The sequence below is a fragment of the Streptomyces sp. GL_140 genome (genome assembly GCF_057834465.1).
In genome coordinates, this window is the sequence record NZ_CM174404.1 from 7,412,532 (window position 1) to 7,435,083 (window position 22,552).

Genomic DNA, 22,552 nt, shown 5'->3' on the forward strand with positions numbered 1-22,552 from the left:
GGGTGAAGGCGATCGGGTGAACGTGGAACGGCGCCCCGTGCGGGGCGCCGTTCTCGTCGTGCGGGCCGGGCCATGACGGTGGAAGCTGGGAATCATGGTGCGTATCGATGAGCACGAGGACCGCACGCCGACGCGGCGGGCGGAGCAGACGCAGCCGCCCGTTCCCGATCCGCCGCCCCTGCCGGGGCCCGGACCGTTCCCGGACCCCGAGCCGATCCCCCCGCGACCCGTACCGCCTCCCGATCCGGGTCCGCCGCCGCCCGAGCCCGCGCCGATGCCGGAGCCGCTGAGTTGAGCTGAGCCGGGGCTCGGCCCGGGGAGCCGACCGGCCGCGCGTCAGGCCGTACGGACCTCGGACCGGTCGCCGCTCCACAGGGTGTGGTAGGAGCCCTCGCGGTCGGTGCGGCGGTAGGTGTGGGCTCCGAAGAAGTCGCGCTGGCCCTGGGTCAGGGCCGCCGGAAGCCGCTCCGCGCGCAGGGCGTCGTAGTAGGCCAGCGAGGCCGCGAAGGCCGGTACCGGGATGCCCTGGCGGACCGCGGCCACCAGCACCTCGCGCCAGTCCTCCTGCGCGGCGCCGATCTCCTCGGCGAACCCGGCGTCGGCGAGGAGGCTCGGCAGCTCCGGCCGGGCGTCGTACGCGGCGCGGATCCGGTCCAGGAACGCGGCCCGGATGATGCAGCCGCCGCGCCACAGCGAGGCCACGGCGCCGAGGTCGATGCCCCAGCCGTACTCCTCGCTGCCGGCCTGGATCTGGTGGAACCCCTGCGTGTACGAGACGATCTTCGAGGCGTAGAGCGCCTGCTCCACCTGGGCGGCGAAGGCGTCCGCGGCCTCGGGGGAGAGCGGCGCGGCCTTCGGGCCGGCCAGGCCCCGGGCGGCGCCGCGCAGGTCGCCGTGGCCCGAAACCGCGCGGGCGAAGACCGCCTCGGCGATGCCCGACACCGGCACGCCCAGGTCGAGGGCGATCTGCACGGTCCAGCGGCCGGTGCCCTTCTGCTCGGCGGCGTCGGCGATCACGTCCACGTAGGGGAGACCGGTCGCGGCGTCCGTGTGCGCGAGCACCTCGGCGGTGATCTCGATCAGGTAGGAGTCCAGCCGGCCCTTGTTCCAGGAGCGGAAGGTCTCGGCGATCTTCGCGGGGGAGTAGCCGGCCACCTCCCGGAGCAGGTGGTAGGCCTCGGCGATGAGCTGCATGTCGGCGTACTCGATGCCGTTGTGCACCATCTTGACGAAGTGGCCGGCGCCGTCGGGTCCCACGTGCGAGGTGCAGGGGGTGCCGTCGGCGGCCTTGGCGGAGATCTTCTCCAGCAGCGGGCCGAGGGAGGCGTAGGACTCCTCCGAGCCGCCGGGCATGATGCTCGGGCCGAGCAGCGCGCCCTCCTCGCCGCCGGAGATGCCGACGCCCACGAAGTGCAGGCCCTGCTCGCGCAGTTCCTTCTCCCGGCGCCGGGTGTCCTCGAAGTGGGCGTTGCCGCCGTCGATGATGACGTCGCCGGGCTCCAGCAGCGGAGCGAACTCCTGGATCACGGCATCGGTGGGCTCGCCGGCCTTCACCATGATGATCAGACGGCGCGGGCGCTCCAGCGCGTCGACGAACTCCTTGGCGGTCTCGGCGGCCACGAAGGTGCCCTCGTGTCCGAACTCCTGTACCAGCGCGGTGGTCTTGGCGGCGGTGCGGTTGTGGACGGCCACGGTGAACCCGTTGCGCGCGAAATTGCGGGCGAGGTTGCTGCCCATCACCGCGAGGCCGGTGACGCCGATCTGCGCCGTGCTGCTGCTCATGGGGTGCACTCCTGAGTGCTTCGACAGTGCATTCGATATGCGGGGGAATGCGGGAACACCGACGCTACATCGGGAGAGATCCTTATCGACCCCCTACTTTTCGAGCGCGCTCAACTTCCCCTCGAACGTGTCTGGTTGTCGACCTTGTCATGTTCCGGCCCCGGCGTTACGGTGTGCGGTTCCTGCTGTCTTCGATGGGGGCTCCCATGGGTGTACGGGGCCGGCACCGCCGGTATCAGCCGAGCAGCATCAACCGGGCCTCGCTCGTCGTCACCGCCGGTGGCGCCGGGATCGCGCTCCCTCTCATCGGCGCCGGGGCCGCGCACGCCGCCTCCGTGGACACCTGGAACAAGGTCGCCGCCTGCGAGTCCACCAACAACTGGCACATCAACACCGGCAACGGCTACTACGGCGGGCTCCAGTTCAGCCAGAGCACCTGGCGGGCCTTCGGAGGCACCGCCTATGCCGCCCGCGCCGACCTCGCGACCAAGGACCAGCAGATCGCCGTCGCGGAGAAGGTGCTCAAGGGGCAGGGTCCGCAGGCCTGGCCGGCCTGCGGAAAACAGGCCGGACTCAGCCGCAGCGGCCCGGCCCCGGCCCCGGGCACGCAGTCCAAGGCCGCGACCCCGGCGCCGCAGGCCCAGCAGGTGAAGGCCCAGCTCCAGGAGACCGGGGCGCTCGCTCCGCAGAGCACCGCGCCCCGCCCGACCGGGACCTCGGTCCTGCCCAACCCGTACGTCGTCGCGCCCGGCGACTCGCTCTCGGCGATCGCCACCGACCAGCACGTCGAGGGCGGCTGGCAGGCCCTGTACGAGACCAACCGGGCCACCGTGGGCGCGAATCCGAACCTCATCTTCCCCGGACAGCGGCTCACCCTGCGCATCACGGCCGCGCCCCCCGCCCAGAACCCCGAGAAGCCGCCGCGCACGGCCGAGCCCGTCAAGCCCGTGGAACCGACGGCGGAGAAGCCCGCCGAAAAGCCGGCCGAGAAGCCCGCGGAGAAACCGGCAGAGAAGCCGGCGGCCGAACCCGTCGCTGCGAAGCCGCAGGCGCCTTCGGACGGCTTCTTCGCGCCCGTGGACGCGGGCCTCGGCACCGCCTACCACGTGGCGGGCTCCTCCTGGTCCAGCGGCTACCACACGGGGGTCGACTTCCCGGTGGCGACCGGCACCTCCATCAAGGCCGCCGGCCCCGGCGAGGTGGTCTCGGCGGGCTGGGCGGGTGCGTACGGCTACCAGGTCGTCATCCGGCACACCGACGGCCGGTACTCCCAGTACGCGCACCTCTCGGCGCTCGGCGTCAAAGCCGGACAGCAGGTCTCCGGCGGGCAGCGCATCGGCCGCTCCGGCTCCACCGGAAATACGACCGGACCGCACCTGCACTTCGAGATCCGCACGGGGCCGGGCTACGGGAGCGACATCGACCCGCTGAAGTACCTGCGCGCCCACGGCGTCGACATCTGAGCGGAGCCCGTACCGCGACCGGAGCCCTGATCGAAGCCGGACCGGCCGTGCCCCCCCAGGGGCGTGCGGCCGGTCCTCGTACCGCGCGTGACCTGGGGCGGAGTACGAGTTTGTCCTGTGCCGGGCCGGATCCGTACACTAGCCCTTTTGGGGACTTCCGCAGCAGGCGGACGCGGACGAGTGATCAAGGAACGGCAGCGGGTATGACGGTGACCGAAGACAGCCAGGAGCAGGGCCACGCCTTCGGGCCCGGCATCGACCCCGACCGCCTGGCCCTCTGCCTCAGCGTGCTCGACGAGCTGGACAAGCTCGATGTCGACCACCCGGACGCCATCACCGTACGCCGCGCCACCGCGGGCCTCTACCGGACGGTCAAGCAGCGCCGCCGCCAGGACCGCCGCGCCGCCAAGACCGCCAACGACAAGGCCGTCACCGAGGCGACCGCGACCGGCTCCGCCGAGCGCATCGACGACGAGACCGAGGGTCTGCTGCCCTCCTCGGTCACGGAAGCCGGACGGATCGCCGGAATACTCCAGCGCCCGCGCTCCTGCTACATCTGCAAGACGCGCTACGTCGAGGTCGACTACTTCTACCACCAGCTCTGTCCGGTCTGCGCCGCCGAGAACCGGAGCAAGCGGGAGGCCCGCGCCGACCTCACCGGCAAGCGTGCGCTGCTCACCGGCGGCCGCGCCAAGATCGGCATGTACATCGCGCTGCGGCTCCTGCGGGACGGCGCCCACACCACGATCACCACCCGTTTCCCCAAGGACGCCATCCGCCGCTTCAAGGCGATGGAGGATTCGGCGGACTGGATGCACCGGTTGGAGGTCGTGGGCATCGACCTGCGCGACCCGGCCCAGTCGGTGGCGCTCGCCGAGCAGGTGGCCGAGGCCGGTCCGCTGGACATCCTGATCAACAACGCGACGCAGACCGTACGCCGCCTGCCGTCCGCCTACGCGGCGCTGGTCGAGGGGGAGAGCGCCCCGCTGCCGGCCGGTGAGCTCCCCGCCCACCACGTCATCGGCGCCTTCAACTCTGGTGCGGTCGACGGCCTGGCGGCCCTGCCCATCGGCGTGAGCGGGCTCGAGGCGCAGAAGGTCGCCGACCTCGCGCTGGTCGCGGGCAACGCCAGCCTGGAGCGGCACCTCGCCGGAACCGCCATCGACGCCGGCGGCCTGCTGCCCGACGTCGTCGACAGCAACACCTGGGTGCAGACCATCGACCAGATTTCCCCGGTGGAGCTGCTCGAGACCCAGCTGTGCAACTACACCTCGCCGTTCATCCTGATCAGTGCGCTCCGGCCGGCCATGGCCGAGGCGGCCCGCAAGACCGACGGCGGCCGGGCCTACATCGTGAACGTCTCGGCGATGGAGGGCGTTTTCAGTCGCGGCTACAAGGGCGCGGGACACCCGAACACCAACGCGGCCAAGGCGGCGATGAACATGGTGACGCGGACCAGCGGCCAGGAGATGTTCCAGACGGACCGGATCCTGATGACCTCGGTCGACACGGGCTGGATCACCGACGAGCGCCCGCACTTCGACAAGCTCCGCCTCGCCGAGGAGGGCTTCCACGCTCCGCTCGACCTGGTCGACGGCGCGGCCCGGGTCTACGACCCGATCGTTCGAGGCGAGGCCGGCGAGGACCTGTACGGCGTCTTCCTCAAGGACTACGCGCCCGCCAACTGGTAGGCAGCCCGGCCCGTTCCGCGGCGCCCCCGGCCACTCATATGAGCGGCCGGGGGCGTTTCTCATTTGAGCGGGGGTGGAGGGGGCTTCGAATTCACCTCGTGCGGCCGTAGGCCCCCGCCGCGACCAGTTCCAGTACCGGCCGCCAGTCCTCCAGGACCCCCGCGTCCGGGCCCCCGGCCCGGCCCGCTTCGGCCGCACGGCACAGGGCGTCCAGGTCGAGGTCGTCCTCGGGATCCGGCGTGCCCGGCGCGTGGAGCCGTACGAGCCGGGCCACCCGCGCGCCGAGCAGAGGCGCGATCGCATCCGCGGAGTGGGCGATCAACAGCCCTGCGACCTGCAGTTCCTTGTCGAAGGGGTGCGAGCGGCGCAGCAGGGCGGCGGCCCGCAGCCCGTGTCCGTCACCGGGCCCGTCCCGCAGCAGCTCCATCAGTTCCTCGACGCTTCCGACAACCGCCGGCACCTCGGATTTCGCCACTGTCGTTCCCTCCGTCGCCCGACCGGGCGTCACCCGTTTGGCGCCGCCGAGCAGATCAGTCGCGTGTGGCGTGTCACCGTACGAGTGACTGAACTGGTGGCGAAAACAAGTGGTCCAGAGTGGATTTTACCTTTCCATCGAGCAGGGGTCCGCTCATATGTGTACTCTGATGCACATGAGAGCCCCACCCGGGCACTCGCTCCACCAAGGCGCCACCGCGTCCGGAAACCCTTGACACCTGCCCCCGGTGCGCGGCTCGCCCGCCGGGTTACGCGACACAAAGGAGTGCGCGGTGACACCAGAACTGACGAAGACCGACCAGGCGCTGCTGGAACGTACGGGGCCGCGGAGCAAGAAGCACCCCGAGACGCTCGGCAACCTGGAGGTCTGGGCCCGGTCCGCCCCGATCCGTCTCGCGGGCTACGAGGAAGACCTCGCGGAGCCGCACATCCTGCCCGGCATCGACTGACCGCGGCCCCGGAGCCCAGAGCCCGGGATCTGCTCCGAGCCCCCGCGCCGACGATCGGCGCGGGGGCTCGTCGGGTTCCCGTGAGGCGTACGCCTTCAGCGTCATCGCTCTGGGCGATCAAGGGTTACGCGGGACACCGGGCGCGGGCACGCTGACCTGCATGAGACTGCTGATGCTGGGTGGCACCGAATTCGTCGGGCGCGCGATCACCGAAGACGCCCTGGACCGCGGCTGGGAGGTCACCGTCTTCCACCGCGGCCACCACGCACCCCCGCCCGGGACCACGGCCCTGCACGGGGACCGCACCGCCCCCGGCGGCCTGGACTCCCTCGCCGAGGGGGAGTGGGACCTCGTCGTCGACACCTGGGGCGGCGCCCCCACCGCCGTGCGCGACAGCGCCCGGCTCCTCGCCGACCGGGTCGGCCGGTACGCGTACATATCCAGCCGTTCCGTGTACTCCTACCCCGCGCCGGCCGGACTGGCCGAGGACGGCCCCCTCGTCGACGGCTCGCCCGACGCCGGCCCCGTCGCCTACGCCGAGGACAAGCGCGGCGGCGAGCTCGCCGCGCTGGCCGCCTTCGGCGACCGGGCCCTGCTGGTGCGCGCCGGGCTGATCCTCGGCCCGTACGAGAACGTCGGCCGGCTGCCCTGGTGGCTGAACCGCACCGCCCGCGGTGGCCCAGTACCGGCCCCCGGACCGCGCGGGCTCCCGCTCCAGTACGTGGACGTACGCGATCTCGCGCGCTGGACCCTCGACGCGGCCGAAGCCGGGCACGCGGGCCCGTACAACCTGGTCTCCCCGCCCGGCCACGCCACGATGGGCGGCCTCCTGGAGGCCTGCGCGGCCGTGACCGGCGGCGGCGCGCAGCTCCGCTGGACGGACCCGGCCCGCATCGAGGAAGCCGGGGTGCAGCCCTGGACCGAGCTGCCGGTCTGGCTGCCCGAGGGGGAGCAGCACGACTACATGTTCGGCGGCGACGTGACCAAGGCGCTGGCCGCGGGGCTGGTGTGCCGGCCGGTCGAGGAGACGGTCGCCGATACCTGGGCCTGGCTCCGGAGCCTGGGCGGGGTGGCCCCGCAGCGCGCCGACCGCCCCGTCCCGGGCATGGACGCGGAGCAGGAGGCGGCACTACTCGGGCTCTGAGGGCTCCGAGGGCCCCGGCCGGGCGGCTCCCGCGAGCCGGGTCGGCGGCAGGTACTCGCGCACCAGCGTGCGGTGCCACCAGGCCCCCGTTTCGCGGAGCTCGCGCCAGGTCGTGAACCGGTAGCGGTACAGCCGCGCCCGGACGTAGCGCGGCGGTGCGTCCGGGAAGGGGTTGTACCGGATCAGCCGAAGGGTGTCCCGGTCTCCGGCCAGGAGCCGCTCCACGAACGGCCCGAACCAGTCCTGCGCATAGCCGGGGGAGAGCGCCGCGAACCACATCAGCCAGTCGAGCCGCAGATGGTACGGGGCGAACTGGCGCGGGATCCGCCGCACTTCACCCGGCTTGCCCTTGAACCCGTACTCCCGCCACTCGCCGTCCACCCGGGGCAGCGGGTCGGCGGTGCCCTCCACGACGACCTCCTCGCGGATCCGGCCGACCGTGCCGAAGGCTCCGTAGGTGTTGACCAGGTGGAGGGAGTCGAAGGACCGGTTCATCACCTGGCGGCGCGAGACCATGTTGGCCACCGGATGCCGGCTCAGCACCAGCACCAGCGCGGTCGCCGCGCACACGAGGACCACGTACCAGAGCGGCCCGGTCCGGGAGGCGGCCGCGGGCGGTGGGCCTGCGGACCCGGTGAACCGCGTGAACTCGACGGCGGGGAGGGCGAGCGTGATCGTCAGCCAGTTCAGCCAGGCGAAGTTCCCCGACAGCACCAGCCACAGCTGCGTGGCCACGATGACGGCGGCCGCGTACGAGGCCACCGGCTGCGGAGCGAACAGCAGTACCGGCACCACCAGTTGGGTGACGTGATTGGCCGCGCACTCCACCCGGTGCAGGGGTTTGGGCAGGTGGTGGAAGAACCAGCTGAGCGGCCCCGGCATCGGCTGCGTCTCGTGGTGGAAGTACAGGCAGGTGAGCCGGCGCCAGCAAGGGTCTCCCCGCATCTTGATCAGTCCGGCCCCGAATTCGACCCGGAAGACCACCCAGCGCAGCAGCCACAGCACCAGCACGGGCGGACCGGCCCGCGCGTTGCCGAGGAGGACGGCTAGGAATCCGGTCTCCAGCAGCAGCGATTCCCAGCCGAAGGAGTACCAGGTCTGCCCCACGTTCACGATGGACAGGTACAGCAGCCACAGCAGCGCCCACATCGCCATCGCCGCGCCCAGCGGCACGGCGTCCCCGGCCCCGGCGGCGAGGGCCGCGGCGAGCGCCGCCCCGGTCCAGGCGCAGGCGGCGAAGAGGCGGTCGGAGTAGCGCAGTTGGAACAGGCTCGGGGCGCGCCGGAAGGGCACGTACCGCACGTACCGCGGCACGGGCAGCATGCCGTGCGCCCCGATCAGTGCCCGGAACTGCAGGGCGGCCCCGGCGAAGGCGAGGAGGTAGACACCGGCCAGGGCCCGCTGGAAGATCAGCCGCCCCAGCCAGTATCCGGGCGCCGTGAACCAGTCCATCCCCCCAAGTATCCGGCCGGGGCGGCGGCCGTGGCGACCGCAGCGGTCCCGGTGGTCCCGGTGGCGGCGCCGGCCCGGTCGGCGGCCAGCCGGCTCCGGGCCGCCGCCAGGCACAGCAGCATTCCGAAGACGGCGGCCGCGCCCGCGAGGATCAGGCCGAGCACCACGATTCCGGTGGGTTCGCCGGTCGAGACGGACTCGGAGGAGCCGGAGGACATCCACCCCAGGGTGATCAGTGAGGTGCAGGCCAGGGCCGTGCCCGCGATGAAACCGCCGCCCGGCTGCCGGAGCTCGCGCATCGTGAGGAGGGCCGCCGCCCACAGCCCGCCGGCCAGCACCAGCAGGCCCGCCAGCCAGGCCCAGGGGCCGGCGAAGTAGCCGAGGAGGGCGAGCGGGAGGCCGAGCGGGACGCTGTACGCCGCGCAGCGGGCGAGGGCTCCGGGGGAGGCGGCCCGGTGCGCCAGCCCGGCGACCAGGACGGCCGCGCACGCGATGAACTGAAAGTGCCACAGGACGGCCTGCAGGTCGGACGGATCCACGCCGAAGAGCCGGTGCCCGGAGCGCTCGACGACCAGGGCGATCGCGACGACGACGAGCGCGATCGGGGCGGTGAGGACCGCGACCCGTGTGGACAGGGGCCCGGGGCCCTTCCCGGCGACGAGCCGGGGAAGGATCCGCGGCAGCGGTGCCAGGGCCCGCACCGCGAGGACCAGGGCGGCCGCCGCCGAGGTCGCGGCGAGGGCCGCGGCGGGGGCGCCGTGAGGCAGGAAGAGGCTCAGCGCCCCGGGCGCGGCGATCAGGAGCCGGAGCCGGGGCCGGACCCTGCGATGCGGGCCGGCCGGGTCGACGGGGTCGGCTGGGCCGGCCGGGTCGGTCAGGCGCAGGCTCAGCGGGATCACGTACAGCATGCCAGTGGCGGGCCCCGCGACGAGGGGCAGCCAGATGAGTATGAAGACTGCACCGAACGAAGTCACTTCCGGTTCCCCCGCGGTGCCGCGTCGGTGGCGAGCCGCCGGACGAACTGTCCGAGGCGCCGGGCGTAGGCCTGCTGGAGGAAGGGGACGACCGGCCCCGCGAGCCGGGTGTACCAGCTTCCCGGGCGGCTGAAGGCGTTGACCTCGAACCACACCGAGCCGTCCGCCTCCATGTCGACGACGAAGGACTCCTCGCCGCTCTCGGGGTGACCGGCCAGGCTCCCGTAGGCGAATCCGATCCGCCGGGGCTCGTACGCCGTCCAGATCACCTCGCACGGGGCGTCCACCCGCAGCGGGCCGATCCCGATCCCGACCACGACCCGGTCGCCGGGGCGGACGGGCTGCGGGGCGGCCTCGACGAGCATGCCCGAGGTGCGGTGCGCGGCGAAGGTGGTGACGGCGGCCCCGGCCGCCGCGAGGACGGCCGACCCGTATCCGATCCGGGTGCGGTGGTGGGTGAGGTTGTATCCGGCGGGCAGCGGCCGCCGGGCCGTGGCTCCCCTGTCGGGGTAGTTGAAGGTGCTGCGGCCTTCGCCGATGAGGCGCGTCATGGTGTCACGGTCTCCGTTCGAGCGGTGTGATCGGGCCGAGTGGCTTGGTCGTGTGCGGTTGCCCGGTGGTGTGCGGTGGCCTCGGCGGCGGTCAGCCGGCGCCAGGCGAGCAGCGAGCACAGGGCGAATCCGAGGGCGTTCCCGAGGCCGTGGGTCGCGGCCATCCAGGTCAAGGTGGGGTGCGCGATCCCGGTGGCTTCGCCGAGCGCCCACCACAGGGCGAGCAGCATGGTGGCCACCAGGACCGCGGCCGAGGTCGCGAGCAGTCCGCCGGTGATTCGGTCGCGGCGGCCGGGTTCGCGGGCCGCCGGGCGGATGTCGCGCCAGGTCAGCAGGGCCACCGCCCACATCCCGGCGGTCAGCGTCACGGCGCCCACCAGCTCGGCCCAGTCGTCGACGAAGTAGCCGAGCAGGACGAGCAGGGTGCCGGCCGGGACGCTGTACCCGGCCCAGCGCGCGAGGGCTTCGGTCGAGGGACCTCCCCGTGCGGCGGCCCCGTCCCCGACGGCCCCGCCTCCCCTCGCCCCGTTTCCGACGGCCCGGCACACCAGCCCGGCGACCAGGGCCGCGGTGAAGCCGGCGAAGTGGAAGTGCGGCACGGTCAGCGCCAGGATGTCGAGGTCGAAGCCGAAGAGCCGGTATCCGGCGCGTTCGCTGACCAGGGCGAGCCCGGCGACCGAGGGCGCGGCCAGTGCGGTGAGCACGGCCACCTCGGCGGGGGCCGGCCGGATCCGCCCGGACGGGGTCCGGGCGAGGGCCCGCAGCAGCCGGGCCGGGACCCGGGCCGTGAGCGTCAGGGTGGCCGCCGCGTAGAGTGCGGCGAGCGCCGTGGCGGGGGCGCCGCGCGGAAGCCAGAGGCACACCGCCCCCGGGGCCGCGAGCAGTGGCCAGAGCCGGGCCGTGCGGCCCAGCCGGGCCGGATCGATCAGGCGCAGGCCGGCCGGAACCACGTAGAACATGCCCAGGGTGACGATCAGATTCACCAGTACCGTCACCGTGGACTCCCCTCCGACGCCGAACGCTTTGAACGCGTTCAACTCACGGTCGTGAGCTTAGGGGGTTGCTTGAACATGTTCAAGACCGGGTCGGGCTCTTGATCCTCGGGTTGCGGAGACCCCGTACATACGTCAGACAAGAGGGAGTAACCGGGGCAAACAGGGAGATGCAACGTGTACGCACCGACACCTCGTCAGGCGCCGCGTCGTCACGCACCGGCCCGCGCGGCCCTCTTCGCGGTCCTCGGGCTCCTCGCCGCGGCCTGCGGCGCCTCCGGAGACGAAGGGCAGACCAAGGGCCCCGCCCCCGAGAGCAGGGACGTGCACCTCCAGCCCGTCGCCTCGGCCGGCCCCGACCCCTTCACCTCCTCCTCCGCCACCGGCGAGTCCGCTCCCGTCCAGCCCCCGCTCCCCAACCCGACCGGCCAGGGCATCCGCACCGTCAACGCGGCCACCCCCGGCCTGTACGGCGGAACCCAGCGGCTCGGCAGCTGCGACGTGGAAGCGCAGGTCCAGTCGCTCACCGCCGACGACGCCAAGGCACGCGCCTTCGCCGCCGCCTCCCAGGTGGACCAGGCGAAGATCCCCGAGTTCCTGCGCGGCCTCACCCCGGTCGTGCTGCGCGCCGACACCCGGGTCACCAACCACGGCTTCACCGACGGCAACCCGAACGCCTTCCAGTCCGTCCTCCAGGCCGGCACCGCCGTCCTCGTGGACGACCACGGAATGCCCCGGGTCCGCTGCGCCTGCGGAAACCCGCTCCTCGCGCCGCGCACCGCCAAGGGCGCCCCGGTGCTCAAGGGCGACCCCTGGACCGGCTACCAGCCCAACCAGGTCGTCGTCATCGAGCCGACCGCGCAGGTGATCAACAACCTGGTGATCGTCAACATCACCGACAACACCTGGATCGAGCGCAGGACCGGCGACGACGGCGCCCAGGACCACGCCCCCCAGAGCCCGCCCCCGTACGACCCGGCCGAAGGGATCCCGGTCGGTCCCGCGACCCCGCCCGGCAGCTCTTCGGCCGATCCGTGCGCGACCCCGGACAACAACAGCCTCGCCCGTACCACCCCGCCCACGTCCGGCGCGCCGACGCCGAGCCCGAGCGCGAGCCCCGGCACGAACCCCAGCGGGCAGCCGACCGAATGCCCGCCGAGCTCCCCGCAGACCGCGCCGAACACCCCGCAGACCCCCACCGGGCCGAAGACCTCCCCGCCGCCCGCCTCCGACCTCCCCTCCAACGTCCCCACGGACATCCCGTCCGACCTGCCCGGCCAGACGCCGAGCGACCCCGGGATCCTGGTGGGCCCGGACGGGGCGTTGCCGACGCCGAGCGACCCGTACGCGCCCTACGACCCGTACGCGGACCCGTACGCCGTCCCCGACCAGCAGCAGCCCACGCCCGCGAGCGAAGCCCCGTACCTGGAGAGCGCCTGACCGGCCCGTGTGTCATGGTGGACCGGTGCCGACCGCCGTATCGCTGCCGGACGACTGGCCCGCACATGCGGACCGGTCGCTCGCACTGAATCGCATGGGCAGTTTCGACTGGGACCTGGTCACCGGTCTCATGCACATGGACTCCGCCGGCCTGGACGTCTTCGACACCACCCCCGAGGAGTACGACGGCCGGCCCGAGTCGCTCGGGCCGCGCGTCCCGGCCGCCGAGGCCACCCGGCTCGACGCCCTCGTCTCCGCCGCCCTCAAGAGCGGGGTCGACAGCTACGGCGCCTACTTCCGCATCCGCTGCCACGACGGCCGGCTGCGCTGGACGCACACCCAGGGCCGGGTCATGCGCGGCCCCGAAGGTCGCCCCTACCGGATCATCGGCATCGTCCGCGACGCCACCGAGGAGCTCAGCCACTCGGCCGAACGCCTCGGACTCGACGAAGAGCGCCGCCGCCAGACCTCGGTGGTCGAGAGCACCACCGCCGCACTCGCGCACGCCCGTACCGTCCAGGACGTCATCGACGCGCTCGGCGACGCCCACGGCCTGGAGCGGCTCGGCTCGATGGGCATGGTGATGGGCCTGGTCGAAGCGGGCCGGATCCACCTCGTCGCCGAGGGCCCGGAGGGCAGCTTCGTGCCCGGCACCCGGTACACCCGCATCGACGAGCAGTACCCGATGAGCGAGGTCGTCCGCTCGCTCCAGCCGCGGTTCCTCGACTCCGCGGCCGAGTTCGCCAGCGGCTACCCGGGGCTCTGGGCGAAGATCTCGTACATGGACATCTCGGCGGCCGCGTACCTGCCGCTGATCGCCCAGGCCCGCCCGATCGGCGCGATCGGGCTGCTCTACCGGGACAAGGACGGCTTCACCCAGGACGAGCGAAACCTCCTCGTCGCACTCGGCAGCAGCATCGCGCAGAGCCTCCAGAGGGCGATGCTGCTGGAGCAGGAGCACGATCTCGCCGAAGGCCTCCAGCAGGCGATGCTGCCGCGCAGGATCCCGTCCGTACCCGGCGCCGAGATCGCCGTACGGTACCGCTCGGCCCGGATGGGCCAGGACATCGGCGGCGACTGGTACGACGTCATCCCGCTGCCCGGAGGCCGGGTCGGAGCCGTCATCGGCGACGTCCAGGGCCACGACACGCACGCGGCGGCGGTCATGGGGCAACTGCGCATCGTGCTGCGCGCCTACGCGGCCGAAGGGCACTCGCCGGCCACGGTCATGGCGCGGGCCTCGGTCTTCCTGCACGAGCTGGACACCGACCGCTTCGCCACCTGCACCTACGTCGAGGCCGACCTCACGACCGGGGTGCTGCAACTGGTCCGGGCAGGCCATCTCGACCCCCTGCTGCGCACCCGCGACGGGGACTGCAGGCGGGTCACGCTGGAGGGCGGCATGCCGCTCGGGCTCTCCGCCGAGTTCGGGCGGCTGGAATACCCGGTCACGACGGTGGAGATGGAGCCCGGGGAAACGCTCCTGCTGTGCACGGACGGCCTGGTGGAGCAGCCCGGCGCCGACCTCGACGACGGCATCGAGCTCCTCGCCTCCCTCATCCGCACCGGACCGGCGGACCTCGCACGGCTGGCGGACCGGCTGTGCGAGGTGGTCGACGACCGGGGCGGCGACGACGACATGGCGCTGCTGCTCCTGCGCCGCGAGGTCGAGGACGTCCCGCAGGGCGGCGGCCGCCTCCAGCAGCACGTGGCCCCCGGCGACCCCGAAGCCCTGGTCTCGGCCCGCCACATGATCGGCGCGGCGGTCCGCGCCTGGGGCGCGCGGGACCGTGCCGACGAGATCGAGCTCGTCGCGGACGAGCTCATCGTCAACGCCCTGATGCACACGGACGGTCCCGCCATCGTGACGTTGCGGGTGCTCACCGGCCCCGAGCGCAGGCTCCGGGTGGAGGTCGAGGACCGGTCCTCCGCCCTGCCGAGGCGGCGCGAGGCGGGCGACTCCGGGGTCTCGGGCCGCGGGCTCATGCTGGTGGACCGGCTGGCGGACGTATGGGGCGTGGAGTCGCGGGGGAGCGGCAAGTGCGTGTGGTGCGAGTTCGTGATGGCCTGACCCGACCGGCCGGCGGCACACGGACCCTCCTCCACGGCTCGCGCTCCGCCCGAGGTCGAGGCAGGCTGGGGGCATGCCCGAACTGCCCGAGGTCGAGGCCCTGAGGGAGTTCCTCGACGAACACCTCGCCGGGCGGGTGGTCGAGCGCGTCCTCCCGCTCGCCGTGAGCGTGCTCAAGACCTACGACCCGCCCCTGAGCGCCCTCGAAGGGCAGAGCGCCGGGGCCACGGCACGCCACGGCAAGTTCCTGGCGCTGCGGATCGGCGAGCTGTACCTCGTCACCCACCTCGCCCGGGCCGGCTGGCTGCGCTGGATCGACCACGTTCCGGACCGGCCGCCGGGCCCCGGGAAGGGGCCGCTCGCGCTGCGCCTCGTACTGGAGGGCGGCGGCGGCTTCGACCTCACCGAGGCGGGCACCCAGAAACGGCTCGCCGTGTACGTGGTGCGCGACCCCCAGGAGGTCCCCGGGATCGCGCGGCTGGGCCCCGACCCGCTGGCGGGGGACTTCGACCGGGAGGCCTTCGGCGCGCTGCTCGCCGGTGAACGGCGCCAGATCAAGGGCGTGTTGCGCGACCAGAGCGTCATCGCGGGGATCGGGAACGCGTACAGCGACGAGATCCTCCACCATGCGAAGGTGTCCCCCTTCAAGCTGGCCGCCTCCTTCGACGAGGTCCAGGTGGACCACCTGTACGCGGCCGTCCAGGAGACCCTGCGCTCGGCCGTCGAGCGGGCCCACGGGGTGGCCGCCGGGAGGCTCAAGGCCGAGAAGAAGAGTGGACTGCGGGTGCACGGCCGGGCGGGGGAGCCGTGCCCGGTGTGCGGGGACACCGTCAGGTCGGTGTCCTTCGCGGACTCCTCGCTCCAGTACTGCCCCACCTGCCAGACCGGCGGCAAGCCCCTCGCGGACCGGCGCCTGTCGAAGCTCCTGAAGTAGCGGCGGCCTAGACTCCACCCCATGGTCGAGCCGCAGCAGCCGCCCCGGCGGGAGGTCGTCACGGGGGTCCCGCGCGGTACCCGCCGCCCGCACGCGCACACCCCGGCCCGCTCCGAGATCTCCGAGCAGACCACCCTGGGCGCCACCTACGTACGGGCCCTCATGCGCAGCCAGCTCCGCGCCGGACTCTGTGCGCTGGCCGTGCTCTCGCTCCTGGTGGGCACGCTGCCGCTGCTGTTCCTGGTCCCGAGCGTCGCGTCGGGTCCGCTGGTCTGGGTCGCGCTCGGGGTGCTGGTGTACCCGGTGCTGTGGTTCATCGCCCGCACCTATGTGATCCGGGCCGAGCGCAACGAGGCCGATTTCACCGGGCTGGTCACCGATCCGGCCGAGGCTCCGGGGCCGCGCGGCCCCGACTGACCGCCGAGAGACCGGAATCCGGTGGCGGCTCGGAAACCGACCGACCGCTCAGAAGAGGTGCATCGCCAGATGGCCGAGCGGTAGCCCCAGCTGCCAGGCCGGGGTCCACACCCTGGCGTTCTCGTCCAGCCCCGGCGGGGTGTCGGCGTGGCCGTGGCGGCCCGGGTCGAGGTTGGTGGCGAACAGCTCCGTGTGGTCCAGCCAGCGCCAGGCCGCCCGGGCCAGTTCCAGGTCCGGGTCCTCTTCCGGTTCCTCGCCGCGTTCGCGGGCCCGTTCGCGGGCTTCCTCGCCCAGGGCCAGGAACCGGGTGTGGACCCAGTCGCGCCACGGGTGACCGTACGCCGTCAGCGACATCCACTCGTCGAGCTGGGAGACGACCCGGATCCCGGAGAGCTCACCGGCCGCGTCCGAGAGGTAGATGGTCAACGCGAGCGTGTCGCGCCCGGCGCGGAACTCCAGGGTGCTGACCGGGATCAGCCGGCCCGTGCGCAGCAGTTCGTCGGCGATGTACTCCGCGTAGAGCCACGCCATGGGCACCGCGAGCCCGCCGTCACTGGTGCCGTTCATACCCTCGGGCTGCACCGTTCCACCTTCTCCCGCACGCTGTCGAGCAATCCCGCCGTCAGTCCAGAGCCTTCCTTGAGCGGCTCGCGGAACGGGGGATGTTTACTCAACTTGAACGGTCTGGTGCCGATTTCGATGCGGTTGATGTCCGCTCCGTGCGCGTTCGGGCCATTCTTTGACGCGTTTCATGGAGGTCCTCCCTCACGCGCCGAGTCCGTACCCGTACCCCTGGAGGCCCTTGCGCAGGGCGCGCAGTGCGTAGTAGGTGCGGGACTTGACCGTACCCGCCGGAATGCCCAGCTCCGCCGCGGCCTCGGCCACCGAGCGGTCCCGGAAGTAGACCTGCATCAGCACCTCCCGGTGCTCCGGCCCCAGGGAGCCCACGGCCCGCCGGACGTCGATGGCCGTCACCGAGCCCGCCACCGCGTCCCCCGGCGCCACCGCGTGCTCCAGCCCCTCCGGGTCCACCTCCAGCGGGCGCGACAGCCGCGCCCGCCGGGCGTCGATGGCGAGCCGCCGGGCCACCGTGAACAGCCAGGGCCGCAGGGACTCGTGCCCGCTCGCCAGCACCTCCGGGTGCTGCCAGAGCCGTAGGAGCGTCTCCTGTACGAGGTCCTCCGCGCGCTGCGCGTCGCCGGCGGTGAGGCCCAGAAGGAATCCGAACAGGGCCCGCCCGTGTTCGCGCTGGAGTTCGGCCAACGCCTCGGGTTCGGTGCGCCGCAGGGTGGGGGCGAGGGGCACGGGAGGCTCCTTCCGGGGGTGCGTGCAGGGTCGTGTGGGTGGTTGCGTCCGGGCTCGACGGATCCACCCTGACCTGCACGGAGCCGCCCGGGAACGGTCCGGCGCGGACGGTGCGCCCAAGCACCCCGGTGATCCGGCGGGCGGCAGCGCGGGGCGGTGAACGGTCGAACGGCGCGCCGAACGGCCGTTGGAGTGAGCGCGTGCCCTGCCGTCGGAGCCGTTCCTTGACTTCGGGTCGACTCCTCGATGAATTGACTGATGATCAGGTAGTCATATTTATCTAAGGAGAGCCGGGACAGATGACCGCGCGCACCCGCCACGCCCTCGCACTCCTCGCCCTCGTCGTCCTGTCGGCCGTGTCCGGCTGCTCCGCGGGCGGGGACCCCGCCCCGGCCCGCCTCGCCGGCTCCCCGGCGCAGGCCCCGTCCGGCGCCCCCGGCTCCACCACGGCCCCCGTCGCGCGGGGCTTCACCCTCGTCGCGAGCGGCGACGTACTGCCCCACGAGTCGGTCATCCGGCGGGCGGCCTCGGACGCGGACGGCGACGGATACGACTTCCGGCCCATGTTCTCCGGGGTCAAACCGGTGGTGTCCGCCGCCGACCTGGCCATCTGCCACATGGAGACCGTCTACGGGCAGGACGGCGGGCCGTTCACCGGCTATCCCGCCTTCCAGTCGCCGCCCGAGGTCGCCGACGGCCTCAAGGACGCCGGGTACGACGGCTGCTCCACCGCCTCGAACCACACCCTCGACGGCGGCGCCGCCGGCCTCAAGCGGACGCTGGACAAGTTCGACAAGGCCGGCCTGAAGCACGCGGGCTCGGCCCGCACGGCCGCCGAGGCGGGCACCGTGACGATGTACACGGCCGGCTCCGCGAAGGTCGCACACCTGGCGTACACCTACGACACCAACGGCTACCCGATGCCCGACGGCCAGCCCTGGGCGGTCAACCTGATGGAGGAGGAGAAGATCGTCGGGGACGCGCGGGCCGCCCGGAAGGCGGGCGCGGACGTGGTCCTCGTCAGCCTCCACTGGGGCACCGAATGGGAGACCGAACCGGACGAGAAGCAGCTCTCGCTGGGCAAGGCGCTGACCGCCTCGCAGACCGGCGGGCGCCCCGACGTGGACCTGATCATGGGCACGCACGCCCACATCCCGCAGGCGTACGAGAAGGTCAACGGGACCTGGATCATCTACGGCATGGGCGACCAGGTCGCGGGCGAGATGTTCAACCACACCGGCGCCCGGGACATGCGGGGCAACTACGGCTCCATCGGCCGCTTCACCTTCGCCCCGCCGGCCGCCCCCGGGCAGCGCTGGCAGGTCACCAAGGCCGAGTTCGTCCCGCAGATGATGGACCTCGCAGCGGGCCGGGTGGTCAACCTCCCCGCCGCCCTCGCACAGCACCCCGGCCGCGAGGACTACGAGACCGCCCGGGACGCCATCACCGAGGCCGTACTCGGCCGCGGTGCGGCCAAGGACGGCCTGACGGCCGCGAAGTAGGCGAGCCCGGGTTACGGCACCACTGTCACGGGCCAGCGGCCCGCCTTCACCAGGCGGACCGCCACCGAGCCCACGATCCGGTGCCCGGCCTGCTCCGAGGCGCCGACCACCACGGCGTCCGCCGTCAGCTCATCCGCCGCGCTCACCAGGCCCGCGTAAGGGTCGCCGCGGAATGTGTGGAACTGCCAGCGGACGTCGTAAATCCCCTTGAGGCGCTCCGCGTACTCCCGGATCTCGGCCACCAGGCCCTCCGCGATCTCCGCGGTGGCATCGCCCACGGGCGCACCGAGCGAGGCCCCGGCAGCCATCACCGGCTGTACGTACACCAGCGCCAGCAGCGCGTTCTGCCGCCGGGCCAGCCCGGCCGCGTACGCCGCCGCGCGCAGCGAGGACTCCGACCCGTCCACCCCGGCGAGAATCACCTTGGGGCCGTCGGTACCACGCTCGAATCCCGTATTCACGTGCTCCGTCACCTGACCGAGGCTAACCGGTTCGGCGCGCGGAGATCCGCAGGCCTCCCTACAGTGCGAACCATGAGTGCCACCGTGGAGGAGACGCGCGGGACGCGGAACCGCTTCCTGAACCGGGTGCCCGACGCCTTCGGCGCGTTCTTCGGAACGCTCGGGCTGGTCTGCGCCCTACTGTCGCTCTCACCAACGCTACGTCGGCTCCTGCGGCACCTCGTGCGCTTCCTCGACGACGTCGTGGTGCCGGTCAGCGCCAACCTCGCCTACGCCGTCTTCCTCTTCCTGCTCGCCGCCGCACTCGGCATGCGCAAGAAGATCGCCTGGTGGATCGTCGTCACCTATCTGGCGCTGTTGCTCCTGACCGACGTGCTGATCATCGCCGACGAGGACTACTGGATCGGCTTCTCCTCCATGGCCATCACGGTCGCGGCCCTCGTGATCCTGATCGCCGCCCGCAAGGAGTTCTACGCGGCCTCCCGCCCCGGTGCCCTCTGGCGGGCCATGCTCGTGCTCGGCCTCGGACTGCTCGCCGCCGTCTTCCTCGGCTGGGGCCTGGTCGCACTGTTCCCAGGGACCCTGCCCAAGGGGCAGTGGCTCGACTGGGCCGCCAAGCAGGTCTTCGGCGGGCTCTTCTCGGCCCGCCAGTTCGACGGCCACCCGGCCAGGATCCTGTACTTCCTGCTCGGCCTCTTCGGCGCCCTCGCCCTGCTGAACGCCGCCGCCACCCTCTTCCGTTCCCAGCGGCTGACCGCCGCCCTCCACGGGGACGAGGAGCCCCGCATCCGGGCCCTGCTCGGCGCGTACGGGCGGGGCGACTCGCTCGGCTACTTCGCCACCCGCCGCGACAAGGCCGTGGTCTTCGCCCCCAACGGCAAGGCCGCCGTCACCTACCGAGTGGAGGCCGGGGTCTGCCTCGGCAGCGGCGACCCCGTCGGCGACCCGGCGGCCTGGACCCCCGCCATCGACGCCTGGCTGGCCGTCGCCCGCCGCTACGGCTGGCAGCCCGCCGTCATGGGCGCCTCCGAGGCGGGCGCGACCGCGTACGCCCGCTCCGGACTCGGCGCGCTCCAGCTCGGCGACGAGGCGATCCTGCACATCGCCCATTTCGACCTCGACGGCCGCGACATGCGCGTCACCCGCCAGGCCGTGAACCGGGTCAAGCGCACCGGAGCCACCACCGTCATCCGCCGCCACTCCGCCCTCTCCGAGGACGAGATGCAGATGATCGTGGACCGGGCCGACAAATGGCGCGACACCGAGACCGAACGCGGCTTCTCCATGGCCCTGGACCGGCTCGGCGACTCCGCCGACGGGGACTGCCTGCTCGTGGAGGCCTTCGACGACAAGGGCGAGCTGATCGCCCTGCTGTCCTTCGTGCCCTGGGGCAAGGACGGCATCTCCCTCGACCTGATGCGCCGCGACCGCGCGGCCCCCAACGGGGTCATGGAGTTCATGGTCGCCGAGCTCTGCGCCGCCGCTCCCGGCCTGGGCGTGCGCCGGATCTCCCTCAACTTCGCCGTCTTCCGCTCCGCCTTCGAGGAGGGCGGCCGGATCGGCGCCGGCCCCGTCCTCAAGCTGTGGCGCAAACTCCTGCTGTTCTTCTCCAAGTGGTGGCAGCTGGAAGCCCTGTACCGCTCGAACGTCAAGTACGGCCCCGAGTGGTACCCGCGGTTCCTCTGCTACCAGGACGCCGGCTCGCTCGCCCGGGTCAGCCTCGCCTCCGGCATCGCCGAGGGGTTCGTGTCCGTGCCGAGCATGCGCACCCTGTGGGGCAACGGCCACGCGCGCGGCCTCACCGCCCCCGCCACCACCGCCGGCCTGCCGCCCATCGAATCCCTCGGCCTGGAACTCGTGGGGGAGGACGGGGACGCGGCCCCGGTCGAGCGGATGCCCGAACAGGTCCGGGTCCGGCACGACAAGCTCGCGCGGATCCGGGCGTCCGGCACCGACCCGTACCCCGTCGGCATCCGGCAGCGCACCCACACGGTCGCCGAGATGAAGGCCGCCCACCCCGGCTACCCGCCCGGCACCCGCACCGGCTCGCCGGTCACCCTCGCCGGACGCGTGATGGTCGTGCGCGACCTCGGCGGAGTGGTCTTCGCCGTCCTGCGGGACTGGTCCGGCGACGTCCAGCTGATGTTCACCCGCGACGAGGCCGGCGCCGAGGTGCTCGACACCTTCACCGACCAGGTCGACTTCGGCGACCACGTCGTCGCGAGCGGAGAGGCCGGCGCCAGCAGGAGCGGCGAACTGTCCGTCGTGGTCGACTCCTGGCAGCTCACCGGCAAGTGCCTGCGCCCGCTGCCCGACAAGCGCAAGGGCCTGGCCGACCCCGAGGCCCGGGTCCGGCGCCGCTACCTCGACCTGGTCGCCAGCCCCGAGGCGCGAGACGTCGTACGGGCCCGCTCCAGCGCGGTCCAGGCCCTGCGGCAGGGGCTGCTGGACCGGGGCTACCTGGAGGTCGAGACCCCGATGCTCCAGCAGATCCACGGCGGCGCCAACGCCAGGCCGTTCCGCACCCACATCAACGCCTACGACCTCGACCTGTACCTGCGCATCGCCCCCGAGCTCTACCTGAAGCGGCTGTGCGTCGGCGGCATGGAGAAGGTCTTCGAGATGGGCCGCACCTTCCGCAACGAGGGCGTCTCCTACAAGCACAACCCCGAGTTCACGATGCTGGAGGCCTACCAGGCCTTCGCCGACTACGACGTGATGCTCGACCTGACGCGCGAGCTGATCCAGAGCGCCGCCACCGCCGCCTTCGGCTCGCCCATCGCCCACAAGGCCGGCCCCGACGGGAAGCTCGTCGTCCACGACATCTCCGGGCCCTGGCCGGTCAAGACGATGTACGGGGCGATCAGCGAGGCGCTCGGCGAGGAGGTCGACGCCGACACGGAGGAGGCCGTCCTGCGAAGGCACTGCGACCGGGCCGGCGTCCCGCACGCGCCCGAGAACACGCGCGGTGACGTGGTGCTGGAGATGTACGAGCGGCTGGTGGAGGAGAGGACCAAGCTGCCCACCTTCTACAAGGACTTCCCGACCGACGTCTCTCCGCTCACCCGCCAGCACCGCAAGGACCCGCGGCTCGCCGAGCGCTGGGACCTGGTGGCCTTCGGCACCGAACTGGGCACCGCCTACTCGGAGCTGACCGACCCCGTCGAGCAGCGGCGCCGGCTCACCGCGCAGTCACTGCTGGCGGCGGGCGGCGACCCGGAGGCGATGGAGATCGACAACGACTTCCTGGACGCGCTGGAGTACGCCATGCCGCCGACCGGCGGGCTGGGCATCGGCGTGGACCGGCTGGTCATGTTCCTCACGGGTCTGACGATCCGCGAGACGCTGCCGTTCCCGTTGGTGCGGCGCGGTTGACCGACGGGACTGTGCGCTGAGCGGGTGAGCGCCGCCTGGCGCGATCGCGCCTCT

Annotated in this window: 20 protein-coding genes; 11 read left to right on the plus strand and 9 right to left on the minus strand. The window is 72.6% G+C overall.

The features are described from left to right. Window positions 1-94: 94 nt before the first annotated feature. Window positions 95-295, plus strand: a complete 201-nt coding sequence (locus tag AC3IYJ_RS34495) for a hypothetical protein (RefSeq protein WP_489398426.1) — start codon at window positions 95-97, stop codon at window positions 293-295. A gap of 41 nt (window positions 296-336) precedes the next feature. Here the strand turns inward: AC3IYJ_RS34495 and gndA are convergent, their stop codons facing one another. Further along, window positions 337-1,782 carry an NADP-dependent phosphogluconate dehydrogenase gene (gndA, locus tag AC3IYJ_RS34500; RefSeq protein ID WP_489398427.1) on the minus strand — a complete coding sequence of 482 codons (1,446 nt, stop codon included), beginning with the start codon at window positions 1,780-1,782 and terminating at the stop codon, window positions 337-339. A 206-nt stretch (window positions 1,783-1,988) separates the two neighbouring features. Between gndA and AC3IYJ_RS34505 the strand changes: the two genes are divergently transcribed. Continuing rightward, a complete protein-coding gene (locus AC3IYJ_RS34505) occupies window positions 1,989-3,245 on the plus strand; it encodes a transglycosylase family protein (protein WP_489398428.1) in 1,257 nt (418 codons plus the stop codon). 203 nt (window positions 3,246-3,448) lie between these two features. Next, on the plus strand, window positions 3,449-4,936 hold the full coding sequence (locus AC3IYJ_RS34510) for an SDR family NAD(P)-dependent oxidoreductase (RefSeq protein WP_489398429.1): 1,488 nt from the start codon (window positions 3,449-3,451) through the stop codon (window positions 4,934-4,936). 91 nt (window positions 4,937-5,027) lie between these two features. Here the strand turns inward: AC3IYJ_RS34510 and AC3IYJ_RS34515 are convergent, their stop codons facing one another. Then, window positions 5,028-5,363, minus strand: a complete 336-nt coding sequence (locus tag AC3IYJ_RS34515; RefSeq protein ID WP_489403022.1) for a hypothetical protein — start codon at window positions 5,361-5,363, stop codon at window positions 5,028-5,030. A 340-nt stretch (window positions 5,364-5,703) separates the two neighbouring features. Between AC3IYJ_RS34515 and AC3IYJ_RS34520 the strand changes: the two genes are divergently transcribed. Further along, the gene (locus tag AC3IYJ_RS34520; RefSeq protein WP_489398430.1) at window positions 5,704-5,880 is read left to right on the plus strand and encodes a hypothetical protein; all 177 of its coding nucleotides are present in this window, start codon (window positions 5,704-5,706) and stop codon (window positions 5,878-5,880) included. Between the two features lie 160 nt (window positions 5,881-6,040). Next, a complete protein-coding gene (locus AC3IYJ_RS34525; RefSeq protein WP_489398431.1) occupies window positions 6,041-7,024 on the plus strand; it encodes an NAD-dependent epimerase/dehydratase family protein in 984 nt (327 codons plus the stop codon). Here the strand turns inward: AC3IYJ_RS34525 and AC3IYJ_RS34530 are convergent. The 4 genes from AC3IYJ_RS34530 to AC3IYJ_RS34545 are packed head-to-tail and all read right to left on the minus strand — an operon-like array spanning window position 7,010 to window position 10,996. Beyond that, window positions 7,010-8,476 carry a lipase maturation factor family protein gene (locus AC3IYJ_RS34530; protein WP_489398432.1) on the minus strand — a complete coding sequence of 489 codons (1,467 nt, stop codon included), beginning with the start codon at window positions 8,474-8,476 and terminating at the stop codon, window positions 7,010-7,012. The genes AC3IYJ_RS34525 and AC3IYJ_RS34530 overlap by 15 nt on opposite strands. Then, on the minus strand, window positions 8,434-9,450 hold the full coding sequence (locus AC3IYJ_RS34535; protein WP_489398433.1) for a YndJ family transporter: 1,017 nt from the start codon (window positions 9,448-9,450) through the stop codon (window positions 8,434-8,436). Before AC3IYJ_RS34535 ends, AC3IYJ_RS34530 begins: the two co-directional genes overlap by 43 nt. After that, entirely contained in the window at window positions 9,447-10,001 is a 555-nt protein-coding gene (locus AC3IYJ_RS34540) for a DUF1990 domain-containing protein (protein ID WP_489398434.1), read from the minus strand. The genes AC3IYJ_RS34535 and AC3IYJ_RS34540 overlap by 4 nt, the downstream gene beginning before the upstream one ends. Next, on the minus strand, window positions 9,998-10,996 hold the full coding sequence (locus tag AC3IYJ_RS34545; protein WP_489398435.1) for a YndJ family protein: 999 nt from the start codon (window positions 10,994-10,996) through the stop codon (window positions 9,998-10,000). The genes AC3IYJ_RS34540 and AC3IYJ_RS34545 overlap by 4 nt, the downstream gene beginning before the upstream one ends. A 174-nt stretch (window positions 10,997-11,170) precedes the next feature. Between AC3IYJ_RS34545 and AC3IYJ_RS34550 the strand changes: the two genes are divergently transcribed. The 4 genes from AC3IYJ_RS34550 to AC3IYJ_RS34565 all read left to right on the plus strand — a co-directional run bounded on the left by AC3IYJ_RS34550 (window position 11,171) and on the right by AC3IYJ_RS34565 (window position 15,855). Next, on the plus strand, window positions 11,171-12,433 hold the full coding sequence (locus AC3IYJ_RS34550) for a DUF6777 domain-containing protein (protein WP_489398436.1): 1,263 nt from the start codon (window positions 11,171-11,173) through the stop codon (window positions 12,431-12,433). Window positions 12,434-12,440: 7 nt separating this feature from the next. Next, a complete protein-coding gene (locus tag AC3IYJ_RS34555) occupies window positions 12,441-14,504 on the plus strand; it encodes a SpoIIE family protein phosphatase (RefSeq protein WP_489398437.1) in 2,064 nt (687 codons plus the stop codon). A 73-nt stretch (window positions 14,505-14,577) separates the two neighbouring features. Next, window positions 14,578-15,438 carry an Fpg/Nei family DNA glycosylase gene (locus AC3IYJ_RS34560; protein WP_489398438.1) on the plus strand — a complete coding sequence of 287 codons (861 nt, stop codon included), beginning with the start codon at window positions 14,578-14,580 and terminating at the stop codon, window positions 15,436-15,438. Window positions 15,439-15,459: 21 nt separating this feature from the next. Continuing rightward, the gene (locus AC3IYJ_RS34565; RefSeq protein ID WP_489398439.1) at window positions 15,460-15,855 is read left to right on the plus strand and encodes a hypothetical protein; all 396 of its coding nucleotides are present in this window, start codon (window positions 15,460-15,462) and stop codon (window positions 15,853-15,855) included. Window positions 15,856-15,903: 48 nt separating this feature from the next. On the opposite strand, the gene AC3IYJ_RS34570 is transcribed toward AC3IYJ_RS34565, so the two are convergent. Further along, a complete protein-coding gene (locus AC3IYJ_RS34570; RefSeq protein ID WP_489398440.1) occupies window positions 15,904-16,422 on the minus strand; it encodes a hypothetical protein in 519 nt (172 codons plus the stop codon). A gap of 198 nt (window positions 16,423-16,620) precedes the next feature. Further along, window positions 16,621-17,160 carry a sigma-70 family RNA polymerase sigma factor gene (locus AC3IYJ_RS34575; protein WP_371619012.1) on the minus strand — a complete coding sequence of 180 codons (540 nt, stop codon included), beginning with the start codon at window positions 17,158-17,160 and terminating at the stop codon, window positions 16,621-16,623. Between the two features lie 299 nt (window positions 17,161-17,459). Between AC3IYJ_RS34575 and AC3IYJ_RS34580 the strand changes: the two genes are divergently transcribed. Then, window positions 17,460-18,662, plus strand: coding sequence for a CapA family protein (locus tag AC3IYJ_RS34580; protein ID WP_489398441.1), 1,203 nt, complete (start codon window positions 17,460-17,462; stop codon window positions 18,660-18,662). An 11-nt stretch (window positions 18,663-18,673) separates the two neighbouring features. On the opposite strand, the gene AC3IYJ_RS34585 is transcribed toward AC3IYJ_RS34580, so the two are convergent. Beyond that, window positions 18,674-19,135, minus strand: a complete 462-nt coding sequence (locus tag AC3IYJ_RS34585; protein ID WP_489398442.1) for a universal stress protein — start codon at window positions 19,133-19,135, stop codon at window positions 18,674-18,676. A gap of 60 nt (window positions 19,136-19,195) precedes the next feature. Between AC3IYJ_RS34585 and lysX the strand changes: the two genes are divergently transcribed. Then, window positions 19,196-22,498: a bifunctional lysylphosphatidylglycerol synthetase/lysine--tRNA ligase LysX gene (gene lysX / locus AC3IYJ_RS34590; RefSeq protein ID WP_489398443.1), complete on the plus strand. Its 3,303-nt coding sequence runs from the start codon at window positions 19,196-19,198 to the stop codon at window positions 22,496-22,498. The last annotated feature ends 54 nt before the right edge of the window (window positions 22,499-22,552 follow it).

Coding starts and splice junctions, on each gene's coding strand:
- AC3IYJ_RS34495 (WP_489398426.1), top strand. CDS start 95: ATGGTGCGTATCGATGAGCACGAGGACCGCACGCCGACGCGGCGGGCG.
- gndA (WP_489398427.1), bottom strand. CDS start 1,782: ATGAGCAGCAGCACGGCGCAGATCGGCGTCACCGGCCTCGCGGTGATG.
- AC3IYJ_RS34505 (WP_489398428.1), top strand. CDS start 1,989: ATGGGTGTACGGGGCCGGCACCGCCGGTATCAGCCGAGCAGCATCAAC.
- AC3IYJ_RS34510 (WP_489398429.1), top strand. CDS start 3,449: ATGACGGTGACCGAAGACAGCCAGGAGCAGGGCCACGCCTTCGGGCCC.
- AC3IYJ_RS34515 (WP_489403022.1), bottom strand. CDS start 5,363: ATGGAGCTGCTGCGGGACGGGCCCGGTGACGGACACGGGCTGCGGGCC.
- AC3IYJ_RS34525 (WP_489398431.1), top strand. CDS start 6,041: ATGAGACTGCTGATGCTGGGTGGCACCGAATTCGTCGGGCGCGCGATC.
- AC3IYJ_RS34530 (WP_489398432.1), bottom strand. CDS start 8,476: ATGGACTGGTTCACGGCGCCCGGATACTGGCTGGGGCGGCTGATCTTC.
- AC3IYJ_RS34540 (WP_489398434.1), bottom strand. CDS start 10,001: ATGACGCGCCTCATCGGCGAAGGCCGCAGCACCTTCAACTACCCCGAC.
- AC3IYJ_RS34560 (WP_489398438.1), top strand. CDS start 14,578: ATGCCCGAACTGCCCGAGGTCGAGGCCCTGAGGGAGTTCCTCGACGAA.
- AC3IYJ_RS34565 (WP_489398439.1), top strand. CDS start 15,460: ATGGTCGAGCCGCAGCAGCCGCCCCGGCGGGAGGTCGTCACGGGGGTC.
- AC3IYJ_RS34570 (WP_489398440.1), bottom strand. CDS start 16,422: ATGAACGGCACCAGTGACGGCGGGCTCGCGGTGCCCATGGCGTGGCTC.
- AC3IYJ_RS34580 (WP_489398441.1), top strand. CDS start 17,460: ATGACCGCGCGCACCCGCCACGCCCTCGCACTCCTCGCCCTCGTCGTC.
- lysX (WP_489398443.1), top strand. CDS start 19,196: ATGAGTGCCACCGTGGAGGAGACGCGCGGGACGCGGAACCGCTTCCTG.